This window comes from Streptomyces sp. Q2, assembly GCF_056820935.1.
In genome coordinates this window covers 371,264-386,089 of sequence record NZ_JBXEJE010000001.1, presented here as the reverse complement: position 1 = coordinate 386,089, position 14,826 = coordinate 371,264, and the positions used below count along the sequence as shown (strand labels likewise).

Here is a 14,826-nt window from a genome sequence, read left to right as displayed (position 1 = left end):
AGATCCACCGGATCCGCCCGGCCGCGATGCACTGTCATTTCTGGTACACCGCTCACCGCGCCCGGGTTCCCATTCCTCCGCGACGACTTTCCGACCCGTCCCCGACCCGTCCCTGACCCGGCCCCACCCGTCCCGTCCTACTTGCTCAACGCCCCGAACCTCCGCACCGCCAGCGGAAAGAACACCCCCACGAGCACCAACGGCCACACCACCGCCGCCCACACATGCCCGGCCTCCCCACCCGGCCCGCCGAACAGGTCCCGTACCGCGGTCGCCGTCTGGGACATGGGGTTCCACTCGACGACCGTGCCCAGCCACCCAGGCATGGACTCGGGGGTCGCGATGGCGTTGGAGAGGAAGCCGACCGGCCAGACCAGGATCTGCACGGCCTGCACCAGTTCGGGCTTCCCGGCCACCATCGCCAGGTGGATGCCGATCCACAGCATGGCGAAACGGAACAGCAGGAGCAGCCCGACGGCTCCGAGGAAGCCGGAGACCCCGCCGTGCGTCCGCCAGCCGATCGCGTGGCCGACACCGATCATCACCGTCAGACTCAGCGCCGACTGGAGCATGTCGGCGACCGAACGGCCCACCAGTACGGCGCCGTTGGCCATCGGCATGGACCGGAAGCGGTCGATCACGCCCTTGTTGAGATCCTGCGTGACGGCGAGCATGGTGCCCTCCAGGCCGAAGGCCATGGTGAGCGCGAGCATGCCGGGGACCAGGTAGTCGACGTAGCCCCCTTCGACTTCGCGTCCGCCGCCGATGAGGTAGCCGAACATCAGCAGCAGCATCACGGGAAAGACCAGGCCGACCACGACCTGCACCGGCTGCCGTGTCCAGTGGGCGAGTTCGCGCCGGGTCATGGTCCAGGAATCGGTCAGTGCGTACGTACTCACACGGCCTCCTTCACTCGGTTGTCGTCGCCCGCTCGGTCGTCGCCGGTGAGGTGCAGGAACACCTCGTCCAGCGTCGGGCGGCGCAGGGCCACGTCCTCCGCCTCGATCCCCGCTTCTTCCAACGCCCTTACGACACCCGACAGGGCCGCCATGCGGTCGGTGACCGGGGCGCTGAGCAGCCGGCGGTCGGTGTCGACGGACACGCCTGAGCCGGCCAGCGGCAACAGGGCGACGGCCGCTCCCAGTTGGCCCGCGTCGCGCAGGACCACGTCGATACGGTCGCCCCCGGTCATCGCCTTCAGTTCGTCCGCCGTGCCGTCCGCGATGACCCGGCCCCGGTCGACGACCGAGATGCGGTCGGCGAGCTGGTCGGCCTCCTCCAGGTACTGCGTGGTCAGCAGGACCGTCGTACCGGCACCGGCAAGGGAGCGGACCGCGTCCCACACCTCGGCGCGGCCGCGCGGGTCGAGGCCGGTCGTGGGTTCGTCCAGGAAGAGGACCTCCGGCTCGGTGATGAGGGAGGCCGCCAGGTCGAGGCGGCGCCGCATACCGCCGCTGTAGGCACTGACGGGCTTGCGGCCGGTGTCGGTGAGGCCGAAACGCTCCAGGAGTTCACCGGCACGCACGCGCGCGTGCCGGGCGCCCAGGTGGTACAGGCGGCCGAACATCTCCAGGTTCTGGCGGCCGGACAACTCCTCGTCGAGAGCCGCGTGCTGACCGAGCAGGCCGATGCGGAAGCGGACCTCCTGGGCCTGGGTCACGAGGTCGTGTCCCGCCACCTCGATCCGGCCCGCGTCGGGCCGCAGCAGGGTGGACAGGATCCTGACCAGGGTCGTCTTGCCCGCGCCGTTCGGCCCGAGCACGCCGTGCACCGTGCCTCGCCCGACCAGCAGGTCGAGTCCGTCCAGTGCCTTCTTGTCGCCGTACTTCTTGTGTGCGCCTTCGACGGTGATCGCCGTGTCGGCCACTGACCCACTCCCTCGCTAATCAAACTTGACTACCTACCGAAGATACTTCCCGGAACTGGATTGGTCAAACTTGATTAGCCCACGTCTTCCGGATGCCGCTCCCCCGTCGCGTACGGGTTCTCCTGGCCCTCCGTCAGGATGCCGACGAAAGGCTCGCCCTCACCTGCGAAGGTGTAGGCGCCGCCCTCGATGCGGGCGATCAGCCCCTGGGTCCACTCGGCCTCCGCGTCGGCCGTGTGGATCCAGAGGTTCATGATCTCGCCGATGTGGCCGAGCTGCTCCGGGCCGTCCTCGGGCACGTAGTGCTCGGTGACCCCGGAGCGCCACTCCTCGATGCGCCGGATCCGTTCCTTCAGGAGCGCCACGGCCTCGGCGCGCGGCAGCTCGACCATGAAGCCGATCGCCGCCGACTTGACGTCCATCTTCTGGTCGTACGAGGTCAGCGCCTCGCGCACCAGCCTGAAGCATTCCTCGGTGCCGGCCTCGGTGATCTCGTACTCCGTGCGCGGCGGGCCGCCCGCGGTGGAGGGGGCGATCTCGTGCGCGTGCAGCAGCCCTTGCTTCGCCATCTGTTTCAGGGCGTGGTAGATCGAGCCGGGCTTGGCGTTGGACCACTCGTGCGCGCCCCAGTACTCCAGGTCGTTGCGCACCTGGTAGCCGTGGGCCCGGCCGTGCTGGCGCACCGCGCCGAGCACGAGGAGACGGATCGCTGACATGCGCTCCAGACTAGGCCGCGGCACCACAGCACCACGGGTCAGCCCCAGGTGGTGCCCTGTTCCTTCGCCACCAGGTCCCAGGCACTCGCGCCGTCCAGTGACTCGCGGATGATGTCGGCGTGACCGGCGTGCCGGGCCGTCTCGCGGATCAGGTGCAGGACCAGCCAGCGCACGGAGACCGACTCGTCCGGCGGGAACCAGGGGTCGTTCGGGAGCGGGAACGTGTCGTCGAGGCTCGGGACCGTGCGGACGAACGCCTCCGTGTCGGCGGCGACCTTCTCCCCGTACGCGAGCTGCGACTCGACACTCTCGTCACCCACCAGCTGGAAGCACTCGTGCCAGTTCGACTCGTCGCGCTTCACGGCCGGCGCCTCACCCTTGGCTCGCGCCACCCAGCCCTGCTCGACCTCGACGACGTGCTTGAGCAGGCCGGCCAGGGACAGCTCGCTGGCGCTGGGGCGCGACGAGGCCTGCTCGTCCGTCAGCCCGAGCAGCGCCCGACGGATGCCGCCGCGCTGCTCGGCCAGGAAGGAGAGCAGTGCTCCTCGCTCGTCGCCGTGGGCTTCCGCGCGAACGTGAGTGACCATGACCGGCCGCCTTTCGTCGGGATCGGGGCCTACGAGGGCCTCCTGACACCGAAAAACCTACGGACCCTTGCGGTCACCTTCTGTCCGCAATCGGCCGAGAGGAGCCGCGGAGAAGCGGGGGGCCGCGGTCGATCCGCGCGGCCCGGCGAGGATCATGGCGGCAGACCTGCAGGGGAGGACACCGTGGGCAAGGGATCGAAGAAACGGCACCCGCGCAAGAAGAAGCCGGGCAAGGGCCCGGCGCTGCCGAGACGGCCGCTGAATCCTCCCCGGCTGGTCAGATCGGAGTCGCCGCTGAGGACGCCGGTCGCCGTGGCGTTCCTCGTACTGTTCTGCGGGCTGCTGCCGTTCCTCGGCGGCGGCTACATGCTGGCCGGGGCCGTCGGGCTCGTGGGGCACCGCGCCCTCTTCACCGCCACCAGTTGCGCGGTGACCGGGACCGGCAAGAACCGCCAGGTCACCTGCGCCGGCAACCTGACCGCCGCACGCCGGCCGGCGCGATACGCCTCCATAGACGCGCAGTTGACGCTGGACCGGGCGACCCCCGTCCAAGTACTCCCGCCGGGTTCGCTGGAGACCGTCGGCCCCGCCGCGATCGCCGGCTGGTCGACCCTCGCCCTGGGCGGCCTGACCGGCATCACCGCCGGCACGCTCACGGCGTTCGCCAAACGGCCGAAGCCGCCGCCCCTGCGCACGGGACGCCGGCTACTCCTCGCCCTGGGCTCCCTGACGCTGGCCGGCCTGGTCGTCTACGTCGTCGCCAGGGCCATCACCTGAGGCCGTCGGCCATGAGCGATGAAGCCGACCGGTCCTGAGCGACGAAGCCGGCGACGCGGGCCCGCATGGCCCGGTCGCCGGCTCGGCCGTGGCTGTCCTGCGCCTGCGCCTGCAGCGCAGCCGTCACCCTGGTAGAGCGGCAGCCCTCAGAACGGGAATCCGCTCCGCCCGTGCTGCACCGAGATCCACTTCAGCGTGGTGAACGAGTCCGCCGACGTGTCGCCGTTCAGGCGGCCGATACCGGAGTGCTTCTCGCCGCCGAAGGGGACGAGCGGCTCGTCGTGGACGGTGCCGTCGTTCACGTGGAACATGCCGGTGTCGATCTGCTTGGCGAAGTTCACGCCGCGCTCGATGTCACCGGTGTGGACGGCGCCGCTCAGGCCGTACGGGGTGTCGTTGACGATACGTACGGCCTCCTCCTCGCCCTCGAAGGGGATGAGGAAGGCGACCGGGCCGAAGACCTCCTGCCGGAGCAGGGCGGAGTCGGCGGGGAGGTCGGTGAGGACGGACGGCTCGACCAGGTTGTCGGTCGTGGTGCCGTGCACGAGTGCGGTGGCGCCCTCGGCGATCGCCTGCTCGACGACGGCGGAAAGGGCGTCCGCCTGGGAGGAGTTGATGACCGGGCCGATGACGGTCTCGGGGTCACGCGGGTCGCCGACCTTGAGGGTCCTGACCTTGGCGACGAACTTCTCGGTGAACTCCTCGGCGACCGAACGGTCCACGAGGACACGGTTCGCGGCCATGCAGACCTGGCCCTGGTGGACGTACCGGCTGAACACGGCCGCGTCGACCGCGTAGTCGATGTCGGCGTCGTCGAGGACCACCAGGGCGCTGTTGCCGCCCAGTTCGAGGACCGAGCGCTTGAAGTTGGCGGCGCAGACGGTGGCGACGTGCCGGCCGACCTTGTCGGAGCCGGTGAAGGAGATGACCTTGGGGATCGGATGCTCGATGAAGGCGTCGCCGATCTCCGCGATGTCCGTGATGACGACGTTGAGCAGACCACCGGGCAGACCCGCGTCCTCGAAGATCTTCGCGACCAGGGAGCCGCCGACGATCGGCGTGTTCTGGTGCGGCTTGAGGACGACGCCGTTGCCGAGGGCCAGCGCCGGGGCGACAGACTTGATCGACAGCAGGAACGGGAAGTTGAAGGGGCTGATCACACCCACGACGCCGACCGGGACGCGGTAGAGGCGGTTCTCCTTGCCGTCGACCGGCGACGGGAGGATCCGGCCCTCGGGACGCAGCGCCAGGTTGATCGACTCGCGCAGGAACTCCTTGGCGAGGTGGAGTTCGAAGCCGGCCTTCAGCCGGGTGCCGCCGAGCTCGGCGATGATCACCTCGGAGATCTCCTGCTCGCGCTCCTCGATGAGCCGGAGCGCCTTCTCGAAGACCCCGCGACGGGCGTACGGATTGGTCGCGGCCCATTCCTTCTGGGCGCGGGCGGCCGCCTGGTACGCCTCGTCGACCTCGTCGACCGTGGCTATGGTGATCGACGCCAGCTTCTCGTCGTCAAACGGGTTGAAGTCGATGATGTCCCAGGAGCCGGTACCCGGGCGCCACTCACCGTCGATGTACTGCTGAGCCAGGTCGGTGAAGTAGGACGACATGTGATCCCCAAATCACTAGCAGACACACGATCAACGTCACGGTCTGATCACACGTCATCGTACGTGCGCCGCAGGCGAGTTGGGGACGGAGAGCAATCTTCTGGGGAGAACTCCGGGAAATCCGGGGGAGATCCCTAGGAAAGCTGGAGGAGTCCTCGGAGAAGATCCCGGCTCTCGTCCGGGCCCGGGCTGTCCTGCTGGAGCTCCTTCAGCGCCTTCTCGTACTGGGCGACGTCCTCGTGCTTGTCCAGGTACAGCGCGCTGGTGAGCTGCTCCAGGTACACGACGTCGGACAGGTCGGACTCCGGGAACGAGAGGATCGTGAACGCGCCACTCTCGCCGGAGTGCCCGCCGAAGCCGAACGGCATTATCTGCAGCCGGACATTGGGGCGTTCGGAGATCTCGATCAGGTGCTGGAACTGGCCACGCATCACCTCACGGTCGCCGTACGGGCGGCGCAGGGCGGCCTCGTCCAGGACGATGTGGTACTCCGGGGCGGCGTCCTCCAGAAGGTACTTCTGCCGCTCCAGACGCAGTGCCACGCGCCGCTCGACGTCCTCCGCGCTCGCGCCCTTCATGCCACGCCGGACGACCGCGCGCGCGTACGCCTCGGTCTGCAACAGGCCGTGCACGAATTGGACCTCGTACGCGCGGATCAGGGACGCCGCGCCCTCCAGGCCGACGTAGGTGGGGAACCAGCTCGGCAGCACGTCCGAGTAACTGTGCCACCAGCCCGCGACGTTGGCCTCCTTGGCGAGGGAGAGCAGCGAGTTGCGCTCCGCCTCGTCCGTGATGCCGTACAGCGTCAGCAGGTCCTCCACGTCCCGTGTCTTGAAGCTCACCCGGCCCAACTCCATCCGGCTGATCTTCGACTCGGAGGCGCGGATCGAGTACCCCGCGGCCTCACGCGTGATCCCGCGTGCCTCACGCAGTCGCCTGAGTTGCGAGCCGAGCAGCATCCGCCGCACCACCGATCCGGGCTCTCCCGCGCTCACGTTCGTCAGCCTCCCCAACCGTCTTCAGAGGCCGAAGTCTGCCACTAAAACACTCCAAGCAGTACTCGTCCGATTACAGAGATGGAAAGAAGTCACTTCATCCGCACAGGGGATGGACAGGTTCTGGGAAGGAGTGGGCAAGAAGACGGGGAGAAGATGGCGGAAAAATTGGCCAACAAGCGGTACGGGAGGGTCCAATTCGGTCACCTGCACGTGCATCTGCCCTTGCATCTGCTGTACGCATCCGAAACCATGGTCCCGCGCAACCGCTGCATCGCAACGACCGCGAACTCCCGGGAGTGCCTCGCATGGGGACGAATGGATCGACCATGCTCGAGCCGTTACGGCAGGGCCTTCCGCCGCTTGACCCCGCGGCCGTGTCCAGCGCCGCCTCCTGTGCCCTGCCCGCCCGCTACGAAGCGGTGCGCGAGGCACGGAAGTTCACCCGCAGAACGCTGGACGGGTGGGAGCTGGGCGAGCGTTTCGACGATGTCTGCCTGGTCGTCTCCGAACTGGTGACCAACGCTCTGCGGCACGCGCTACCGGCCAACACCCCGCGCGCAGCCGAGCAGAGCCCGCCCGTGCGGCTGCACCTGATGCGGTGGACCGAGCGGCTGGTGTGCGCGGTGCGCGACCCCAGCCAGGACAGCCCCATCGCCCGCGAGACCGACGACTTCTCCGCGGAGTCCGGCCGCGGACTGTTCCTCGTCGACTCCTTCAGCGACAGCTGGGGGTGGCACCCGCTGGCGGGCACACTCGGCGGCAAGGTGGTCTGGGCGCTGTTCCGGCTGCCGCAGTCGCCGTCGCACGAGTAGGGCACCACGGCGTTTTCTGACGCCGGGTGTCTACGCGCGTTACGGGGTGCAACCGAGACATTACGGTCCGGCGCGGCGGCTCAGCTCGCTATCAGGTGGTCGAACTCGCCGTCCTTGATGCCGAGCAGCATCGCCTCGATCTCGGCGCGGGTGTAGACGAGCGCCGGGCCGTCGGGGAAGCGCGAGTTGCGTACGGCCACCTCGCCCCCGGGGAGGCGGGCGAACTCCACGCAGGAACCCTGCGAGTTGCTGTGCCGGCTCTTCTGCCAGGCCACGCCGTCCAGTCGGGGGGCCGGCATGCCGTTGTACACGCCGGACGCGTCTTCAACGTCGTACACGTCGTGGTCCACAGGTCGCTCCCCGGTGGTGCACTGGCTGGTGAGGCCATTGATGCAGTGGTCAACTTGACCCGGATCATAGCCCTGTTCATGTGCAGACGCATGGGCGGATGCATCTGCAGATGCACGTGCACGCGGGGTGTTCCTGCGATTACAGCTCTGACGGACGTCCTGCCGATGCCGCGTGCGCCGAGGCTTGCCTCATGACGTGCGCCAAGGCTTGCCTTAGGAAGAGACGCATCGCGCGGCATTCGTGTTCCATCGGCCGGGCGTTGGCCGGAATGGGCCGTTGCCCGGCCACGGGTCGCCAGGCGGTGCCGGGAAGCAGACGTCAGCGGCTGGAGTACGGCAAGAGTGCCATCTCCCGCGCGTTCTTGATCGCGCGGGCCAGCTGTCGCTGCTGCTGGGCGGTGACGCGGGTGACCCGGCGGCTGCGGATCTTGCCCCGGTCGGAGATGAACTTCCGCAGCAGATCGGTGTCCTTGTAGTCGATGTAGGTGATGTCGGCCTGGTCGAGCGGATTCGGCCGGTTCTTGGCGGGCTTGCGGTCCATCTTGCGGGGCGGCATGGCGGGGTCAGACCTCCAGGAAGGTGTCGAAGGCGGGCGGCAGGCGCTTCCAGGCGTCGCGCCCGGCGGCGTACTCGGCGTCGGTCAGCAGGCAGGACTCCAGCAGCGCCTCGAGTCCGTGGCGGTCCAGGCCCGGAGAGGTGAAGACGAGGTGCTGGCAGCAGTCGCCGTGCTCGGGGTGCCAGTCCAGCGCGGCGGCGGCGCGGCGCACCGGCGGGACCATCTCCCAGGCCGCGTCGGGCAGGGACGCCATCCAGGGGCCGGCGCTCTCCACGCACAGCGCCCCGCCCGCCGCGTCCCAGTGCAGCAGCGAGTCCGGCCTGTCGGCGAGCCAGAACCGGCCGCGGCTGCGGGCGGCGGCACAGGTGATGTCCTCCAGGGCGTCGTACAGCCGCTCCGGATGGAAGGGGCGGCGACGGTGCCAGACGAGGGTGGCGACACCGTGCGCGTCGGCCTCGGCCGGGAGCAGGGCGCACGCGGGGTGCTGGGCGGCCGCGGCGGCTTCCACGTCGAACCCGGCCAGCGCGGCGCGGGCGAGCTCCCCTTGAGCACCCGCTCGGTCGCCGTGGCCGAGCGCGACCTGACGGGCCGTCGGATGCAGCTGGGCCAGCAGCTCCCGGTCCTCGTCGTCGGCCTCCGGGGAGTCGGCGAGGGCGAGGACGGGGGCGTATTCCAGCTGCCGGGCGAAGGTGTCGGCGACCGTCCGCTGGTCGGTGGCCGCGGCGGCGAGGCCGCGCTCGGCGAGGTCGTCGCCGTTTGCGAGGTACGGCAGGACGAGCGCCGGGTCGACGGCGGTGATCACGCCGGTGACGGTGAGCCCGCCGGACGTGACCACCTCGGCCATGGCCTTGGGCTCGACGGAGTCCCACAGCTCGACGACCGCGAGGCGCGTCATGCCTGCCTCCGCGAGCCGGCGCAGCTCCGGCACCAGGTCTTCCCGGAGCGCACAGCACGCGCAGTCGTTGACGAGCGGCGCCTCGCCGGCGGACAGGATGCCGGTGGCGTCGCGGATGGTCCGTACGACCGTGCCGGCCGTGGCGGTGGCCAGGTCGTGGTGGAGTACGACGCTGCCGGGCACGTCGGCGAGCAGCTGCTCGACGGCCGCCTTGCGGGCGTCGGCGTGCAGCCCGCCGACGATCACGACGGGGAGCGCAGAAGGCACAGGCACCTCGCTAACCCTGCTTTCCGTACCGGCGTTCGAAGCGCTCGACGCGTCCGGCGGTGTCCAGGACGCGGGCGGTGCCCGTGTAGAAGGGGTGGCTGACGTTCGAGATCTCGACGTCGACGACCGGGTAGGTGTTGCCGTCCTCCCACTCGACCGTCTTCTCGCTGGTCATCGTCGAGCGGGTGAGGAAGGCGTAGTTCGCGGCCTTGTCGCGGAAGACGACGGGACCGTACTGCGGGTGGATTCCGTTGCGCATGGCGGTGGTTCAGCGCTCCTCTCGGAAGTCGACGTGGCGGCGGGCGACCGGGTCGTACTTGCGCAGGGTCATGCGGTCCGGGTCGTTGCGGCGGTTCTTGCGGGTCACGTAGGTGAAGCCGGTCCCGGCGGTGGACCGGAGCTTGATGACCGGGCGGAGTTCGTTGCGAGCCATGCTGGTATCTTACTGAAAATGACTTCCATTTGCATCAACGCTTCGAGAGAGGTGCATCACCCCGTGTCCGCCCACTGCATGCTGACCGGCGCCCAGCCCGGCTTCGGCAACCGCATCTCCCACTCCCACCGGCGCACCTCGCGCCGCTTCGACCCGAACATCCAGTCCAAGCGCTACTGGCTGCCGAGCGAAGGCCGGCACGTACGGCTGCGGCTGAGCACCAAGGGGATCAAGACCGTCGACGCTATCGGCGTCGAAGCGGCCGTGGCCCGGATCCGGGCCCGAGGAGTGAAGGTCTGATGGCGAAGAAGAGCAAGATCGCGAGGAACGAGCAGCGGCAGGAGATCGTCGCGCGGTACGCCGCCCGCCGGGCCGAGCTGAAGGAGATCATCCGGCGGCCGTCCTCGACGGAGGCGGAACGGCTCGAAGCGCAGCGGGAGTTGCGCCGGCAGCCGCGGGACGCCAGTGCCACGCGGGTACGCAACCGCGACCAGGTCGACGGGCGGCCCCGCGGCTACTTCCGTGCCTTCGGGCTGTCCCGGGTGGGTCTGCGTGTGCAGGCGCACGCGGGGTACCTGCCGGGCGTTCGCAAGTCGTCCTGGTAGGCCCGGTTACGCCCTGGTAGCTTGCTGCGGTCCGCCCGGCCGTCCCGGTCGGCGGGGCGACCGGCCACAGCTTGGGAGCTTCCAGTGACTTCTGCGACCTTCTCGCGTACGGCGGCACGGCGGTGGGTGCGGAGCGCGGTGGCGGCCGCGGCCCTGGCCGGTGTGCTCGCGCTGACCGCGTGCAGCGGTGACGGCGGCTCCGACGAGGAGACCTCCGCCGGCCCCAGCCCGACCACGAGCGCGGACACCGGCGGCACGAGCGGCGGCAGCGAGGGCGCCACGGTCCCGTCCGACGGCCTGGAGGGCAGTTGGCTAGCCACCACCGACGGCGACGCCGTGGCGCTGGTCATCACCGGCTCCAAGGCCGGGCTCTTCGCCACCGGCGGTGTCGTGTGCAGCGGCACCGCCGGCAAGGAGTCCGGCGCGGAGACCATCCGCCTCAAGTGCTCGGACGGCGGCAAGGACCGGGCCGAGGGGACGGTCGACTCCATCGACGAGTCGACCCTCGAGGTGACCTGGAAGAGCGGCCTCGGCAAGGAGACCTACACCAGGTCGGAGGGCGGACAACTGCCGAGCGACCTGCCGACGGCGAGCCTGGGGTCCTGACAGCCGGCTCCGGCAGGGGCGGTCGAACACGGGGGTTCCGGCATCGGCGGTCGAGCCCGGGGGTCTGACCGCCGACTCCGGCAGGAACGGCCGAGCAGGGGGTTTCCGACCTCCGCCCCCGCACCGGCAGTCGAGCCCGAGGGCCTGACCTCCGACTCCGGCAGGAACGGCCGAGCAGGGGTTTCCGACCTCCGCCCCCGCACCGGCAGTCGAGCCCGAAGACCCTGGCCTCCGACTCCCCGAGGGGCGGGCAACCGCGTCGCGGTTGTCATGCGTGATGATCCATGCACCGGACCATCGGCATCACACTCCCCAGAGGACCCTCATGCGCACCGCCCCCGCTCTCGCGGCCACCGCTCTCGCCGCCGCCCTCCTCCTCACCGCCTGCAGTGACGAGGGCGGCGGCAGCGGCAGCGACGACGACACGAAGACCAGCGCGAAGGCCAGCCAGGACAGCACCGCCTGCAAGATCGACAAGGTGACCGTCGAGGTCGGGCCCGCCAACGCCGCCCCCGCCGCCGGGGACACCGGCAGCGTGCCCGTCACGATCACCAACAGCGCCGCCGACTGCACCCTCGACGGTCTCCCCACCGTCGACCTCTCCGCGGGCGACACTTCGACGAAGGTCCCCGCGGACCCGGCCGCCGACTCCTCCCAGAAGCTGACCCTCGCGAAGGGCCAAGCCCTGTCCTTCACCATCACCTACGTCCGGGGCGAGTCGGGTGCGAAGAGTCTGGCCGCGAAGACCGGCAGGTTCAGCCTGCCCGGGGCCACGGCCACGCACAGCTTCACCTGGTCGTACGGCGATGTCGCGCTCAAGGGCGACGGGCGCGAGCCCGACGCCTCGGTGAGCGGGTTCCAGCAGGTCGGTGACTGACCCGGCCGGCCGGGGCGAGGCGGGCTCAGTCGTACGACGATGTCGCAGTCAGGACCTACGGGCGCGAGCCGACGCCTCGGTGAGCGGGCTCCAGCAGGCCGCTCGGCTGACCCGGCCGACCGAGGCGAGGCCGGCTCAGTCGTACGGCGATGTCGCAGTCAGGACCTACGGGCGCGAGCCGACGCCTCGGTGAGCGGGCTCCGGCAAGTGGGTGACCGACCGGCCGGCCAGAGCGCGGTCGGGTCAGCCGAGTGGTCGGCGCGCCCGCACCTGTGCCCGGTCGGCGGCCTGCGAACCCTCTGTCCAGCCCGCCTCGTCGCTGACGCCGCGCAGGCGGGTCGTGGTGGTCTCCGGGAACATCTGGTCGAGGCGGTCGGTGACCGCGACCTCGCGGGTGGCGAGGACCGGGAGCAGGTCGTCGCTCACCTGTGTGTCGGCCGCCTCGGCCAGGCGGGCTCCGACGCGGTGGGCGTAGGCCGCGAGGAAGGACTGCCGGAAGGTCTTGGTCCGCCTGCGGCCGCCCGCGCGCTGTGCCGCCTCCGCCTTCGCCATCGCGGACTGCGCCTGCACGAGGAGCGAGGTGTAGAGCAGCTCGACCACCTCCAGGTCCGGTTCGAAGCCGACGACGGTGGAGAAGCCGAGGGGTTCGTTCCACACGGCCCTGCAGTGGTTGGCCGCGGCGACCGCGTCCAGCAGCACCGCCTTGGCCTGCTCGTACGGCGGCTCGACACCGATCCGGCAGGCGCCGGGCGAGTCCGCCGCGGGCGCCCCGGCCGCGAGCAGTGCCTCGTCCACGCTGTGCCGGGCCATCAGCTCCTGCGCCTTGGCGCTGAGCGCTTCGGCCTCCTCCGGGAAGCCGGTCGCCTCCGCCTTGGCGAGGAGGGCGCGGATGCGGGTGAGCATGCGGGTGTCGGATGTGGGGTGGTGCCGCGCGGCGGGCTCCTCCAGCGGCTCGATGCCGGGCAGGCCCAGCAGGAGGCGGTACAGCTCCAGGACGGTGGTGGCGTAGGAGAAACGGTCCGTGCGGGACGGCGCCTCGGTGGCTTCGGCGGCTTCGGCGGCCAGTTCGTCGAGCTGCGTGGTCCAGCGGGGGCCGCGCGGACGGTCGTACGACGCCTGGGAGCGGATCAGCGCGGACAGCACGCGCGCGTGCACGTCGTCCAGCTCACGCCGCACGATCCGTACGACATCGGCGGGCTGCCAGCCGCGCCGCCATGCCGTCGCCACGAACTCCTGGCCCCGCCGGTCGAGTTCGGCGTCCGCTGCGGGGTCGGCCGCGAGGAGGGAGGCGCCGGTGTCGAGGGCGGAGTCGGTGTCGGCGTAGAGGGCGGCCTGGAAGGCGCGGTCGACGGTGCTGGTCACCGGGCGATCGTCTCATCCCCCGAAACTCGATCGCCGCCGTGCGCCCGGGCTTCGAGCATGGCCGCATGGTGGACATGTCCCTTTACGCGGCATTCCTCGTCGCCGCCTTCGCGCTCTGCGTCACGCCCGGTCCCGACATGATGTTCATCGTGGCGATGGGCGGACGGGGCGGGCCCACGGCCGGGGTGATGGCCGCGTTCGGCGTGGCCTGCGCCATGCTCGTGCACACGGTGGCCGCGGCGCTCGGCTTGTCGGCGCTCTTCCTGACGCTGCCGACGCTCTATCACGTGCTGCGGTGGGTGGGCGCTGCCTATCTGCTCTACCTGGCGGTGAAGGCGTTCCGGGACCGGTCGGTGCCGGCGAGGAGGGGGCCACGGGGGTCGCTTCGGGGCTGCGGCGGGCCTTCTGGCAGGGCGCGGCGACCAATCTGCTCAACCCGAAGGTGATCCTCTTCAACGTGGCGTTCCTGCCACAGTTCGTGGATCCGTCACTGGGGCACGTCCAGGGCCAGTTCCTGCTGCTCGGCTGCACGATCGTGGTGATGGGTTTCCTGTGGGACGGCTTCGTGGGCCTGCTCTCGGGACGGCTGGCGTCGGTCCTGCGCCGGAGGGCGCGGCTGAACCGGGGGCTGAACGTCCTTTCCGGAACGGTCTTCGCGGGGCTGGCGGTCCGGCTTGTGGCGGCACCGAAGTAATGTCAACCCAAGGTTGACACCCCAGCACTGTCAACCTAAGGTTGACACATGACGACGAACCCCAACCTCACGTCATCCGTACGCCTCGACGACCTCATCGCGGCCATCAAGAAGGTCCACACGGACGCGCTCGACCAGCTCCAGGACGCGGTGATCGCCGCCGACCATCTCGGCGAGGTGGCTGATCACCTGATCGGCCACTTCGTGGACCAGGCGCGGCGCTCGGGCGCGTCCTGGACCGACATCGGCAAGAGCATGGGCGTGACCCGGCAGGCCGCACAGAAGCGGTTCGTGCCCAAGGAGACGGCGGACCTCGATCCCAGCCAGGGCTTCGGCCGCTACACGCCACGCGCCCGCAACGTGGTGATGGCCGCCCACAACGAGGCCATCGCGGCCCACAACGCCGAGGGCCGCCCCGAGCACCTCGTCCTCGGTCTGCTGGCCGAACCGGAGGGCCTGGCCGCCAAGGCGATCACCGCGCAGGACATCCTCCTGGACTCCGTACGCCAGGCCGCGACCTCCGCACTGCCGCCCGCGGTCGAGGAGGTCCCGGAGCTCGTCCCCTACGGCTCCGACGCAAAGAAGGTCCTGGAACTCACCTTCCGCGAGGCCCTCCGCCTCGGCCACAACTACATCGGCACCGAGCACATCCTGCTGGCCCTGCTGGAGTTCGAGAACGGCCAGGGAGTGCTGTCGGGCCTCGGCATCACCAAGGAGGCGGTGGAGGAGAACGTCACCGCCGCGCTCGCCACGATCAAGGGGAAGCTCGAAGAGCAGGACTGAGCAGGACTGCGCAGGGGCGACCCGTCGCATCCCG

At 70.1% G+C, this 14,826-nt stretch carries 19 protein-coding genes and 1 pseudogene; 8 read left to right on the top strand and 12 right to left on the bottom strand.

What is annotated here, in order from left to right:
* Window positions 1-137 precede the first annotated feature (137 nt).
* From ACWBNA_RS01810 to ACWBNA_RS01795, 4 genes are all read right to left on the bottom strand, one after another.
* Window positions 138-899 carry an ABC transporter permease gene (locus ACWBNA_RS01810; protein WP_482701547.1) on the bottom strand — a complete coding sequence of 254 codons (762 nt, stop codon included), beginning with the start codon at window positions 897-899 and terminating at the stop codon, window positions 138-140.
* Entirely contained in the window at window positions 896-1,867 is a 972-nt protein-coding gene (locus ACWBNA_RS01805) for an ATP-binding cassette domain-containing protein (protein ID WP_482701545.1), read from the bottom strand. Before ACWBNA_RS01805 ends, ACWBNA_RS01810 begins: the two co-directional genes overlap by 4 nt.
* 74 nt (window positions 1,868-1,941) lie before the next feature.
* Window positions 1,942-2,583: a PadR family transcriptional regulator gene (locus tag ACWBNA_RS01800; protein WP_482701543.1), complete on the bottom strand. Its 642-nt coding sequence runs from the start codon at window positions 2,581-2,583 to the stop codon at window positions 1,942-1,944.
* A 38-nt stretch (window positions 2,584-2,621) separates the two neighbouring features.
* Window positions 2,622-3,170 (bottom strand): DinB family protein, encoded by a 549-nt coding sequence (locus tag ACWBNA_RS01795; RefSeq protein ID WP_482701541.1) that lies wholly within the window; start codon window positions 3,168-3,170, stop codon window positions 2,622-2,624.
* 183 nt (window positions 3,171-3,353) lie between these two features.
* On the opposite strand from ACWBNA_RS01795, the gene ACWBNA_RS01790 reads away from it, so the two are divergent.
* Entirely contained in the window at window positions 3,354-3,947 is a 594-nt protein-coding gene (locus ACWBNA_RS01790; RefSeq protein ID WP_482701539.1) for a hypothetical protein, read from the top strand.
* A 146-nt stretch (window positions 3,948-4,093) separates the two neighbouring features.
* On the opposite strand, the gene ACWBNA_RS01785 is transcribed toward ACWBNA_RS01790, so the two are convergent.
* Window positions 4,094-5,554 carry an aldehyde dehydrogenase family protein gene (locus ACWBNA_RS01785; RefSeq protein WP_482701537.1) on the bottom strand — a complete coding sequence of 487 codons (1,461 nt, stop codon included), beginning with the start codon at window positions 5,552-5,554 and terminating at the stop codon, window positions 4,094-4,096.
* Window positions 5,555-5,688: 134 nt separating this feature from the next.
* Complete coding sequence (locus ACWBNA_RS01780; RefSeq protein ID WP_482701695.1) at window positions 5,689-6,513, bottom strand: helix-turn-helix domain-containing protein; 825 nt, start codon at window positions 6,511-6,513, stop codon at window positions 5,689-5,691.
* A 365-nt stretch (window positions 6,514-6,878) separates the two neighbouring features.
* On the opposite strand from ACWBNA_RS01780, the gene ACWBNA_RS01775 reads away from it, so the two are divergent.
* Complete coding sequence (locus tag ACWBNA_RS01775; protein ID WP_482701534.1) at window positions 6,879-7,364, top strand: ATP-binding protein; 486 nt, start codon at window positions 6,879-6,881, stop codon at window positions 7,362-7,364.
* 80 nt (window positions 7,365-7,444) lie between these two features.
* Here ACWBNA_RS01775 and ACWBNA_RS01770 read toward each other — a convergent pair whose 3' ends face one another.
* The 5 genes from ACWBNA_RS01770 to rpmG all read right to left on the bottom strand — a co-directional run bounded on the left by ACWBNA_RS01770 (window position 7,445) and on the right by rpmG (window position 9,865).
* The gene (locus tag ACWBNA_RS01770) at window positions 7,445-7,714 is read right to left on the bottom strand and encodes a DUF397 domain-containing protein (RefSeq protein WP_053750036.1); all 270 of its coding nucleotides are present in this window, start codon (window positions 7,712-7,714) and stop codon (window positions 7,445-7,447) included.
* A gap of 319 nt (window positions 7,715-8,033) precedes the next feature.
* Window positions 8,034-8,270, bottom strand: a complete 237-nt coding sequence (gene rpsR, locus ACWBNA_RS01765) for a 30S ribosomal protein S18 (protein ID WP_482701532.1) — start codon at window positions 8,268-8,270, stop codon at window positions 8,034-8,036.
* Window positions 8,271-8,277: 7 nt separating this feature from the next.
* The gene (locus tag ACWBNA_RS01760; protein ID WP_482701530.1) at window positions 8,278-9,432 is read right to left on the bottom strand and encodes a CobW family GTP-binding protein; all 1,155 of its coding nucleotides are present in this window, start codon (window positions 9,430-9,432) and stop codon (window positions 8,278-8,280) included.
* A 10-nt stretch (window positions 9,433-9,442) separates the two neighbouring features.
* Window positions 9,443-9,691, bottom strand: a complete 249-nt coding sequence (locus ACWBNA_RS01755; protein WP_482701528.1) for a type B 50S ribosomal protein L31 — start codon at window positions 9,689-9,691, stop codon at window positions 9,443-9,445.
* A gap of 9 nt (window positions 9,692-9,700) precedes the next feature.
* Window positions 9,701-9,865: a 50S ribosomal protein L33 gene (rpmG, locus tag ACWBNA_RS01750; protein WP_046260352.1), complete on the bottom strand. Its 165-nt coding sequence runs from the start codon at window positions 9,863-9,865 to the stop codon at window positions 9,701-9,703.
* Between the two features lie 63 nt (window positions 9,866-9,928).
* Between rpmG and rpmB the strand changes: the two genes are divergently transcribed.
* The 4 genes from rpmB to ACWBNA_RS01730 all read left to right on the top strand — a co-directional run bounded on the left by rpmB (window position 9,929) and on the right by ACWBNA_RS01730 (window position 11,953).
* A complete protein-coding gene (gene rpmB, locus ACWBNA_RS01745) occupies window positions 9,929-10,165 on the top strand; it encodes a 50S ribosomal protein L28 (RefSeq protein WP_392005462.1) in 237 nt (78 codons plus the stop codon).
* On the top strand, window positions 10,165-10,470 hold the full coding sequence (gene rpsN / locus ACWBNA_RS01740; protein ID WP_482701526.1) for a 30S ribosomal protein S14: 306 nt from the start codon (window positions 10,165-10,167) through the stop codon (window positions 10,468-10,470). Before rpmB ends, rpsN begins: the two co-directional genes overlap by 1 nt.
* 84 nt (window positions 10,471-10,554) lie before the next feature.
* Window positions 10,555-11,076, top strand: coding sequence for a hypothetical protein (locus ACWBNA_RS01735; RefSeq protein ID WP_482701524.1), 522 nt, complete (start codon window positions 10,555-10,557; stop codon window positions 11,074-11,076).
* Between the two features lie 325 nt (window positions 11,077-11,401).
* Window positions 11,402-11,953, top strand: a complete 552-nt coding sequence (locus tag ACWBNA_RS01730) for a DUF4232 domain-containing protein (RefSeq protein WP_482701522.1) — start codon at window positions 11,402-11,404, stop codon at window positions 11,951-11,953.
* A gap of 243 nt (window positions 11,954-12,196) precedes the next feature.
* On the opposite strand, the gene ACWBNA_RS01725 is transcribed toward ACWBNA_RS01730, so the two are convergent.
* Window positions 12,197-13,315 carry a DUF2786 domain-containing protein gene (locus ACWBNA_RS01725; protein WP_482701519.1) on the bottom strand — a complete coding sequence of 373 codons (1,119 nt, stop codon included), beginning with the start codon at window positions 13,313-13,315 and terminating at the stop codon, window positions 12,197-12,199.
* A gap of 65 nt (window positions 13,316-13,380) precedes the next feature.
* On the opposite strand from ACWBNA_RS01725, the pseudogene ACWBNA_RS01720 reads away from it, so the two are divergent.
* Together ACWBNA_RS01720 and ACWBNA_RS01715 are read left to right on the top strand one after the other, a co-directional pair.
* Window positions 13,381-14,009: pseudogene (locus ACWBNA_RS01720) on the top strand (LysE family translocator).
* A gap of 48 nt (window positions 14,010-14,057) precedes the next feature.
* Window positions 14,058-14,792, top strand: a complete 735-nt coding sequence (locus ACWBNA_RS01715; protein ID WP_482701517.1) for a Clp protease N-terminal domain-containing protein — start codon at window positions 14,058-14,060, stop codon at window positions 14,790-14,792.
* Window positions 14,793-14,826 lie beyond the last annotated feature (34 nt).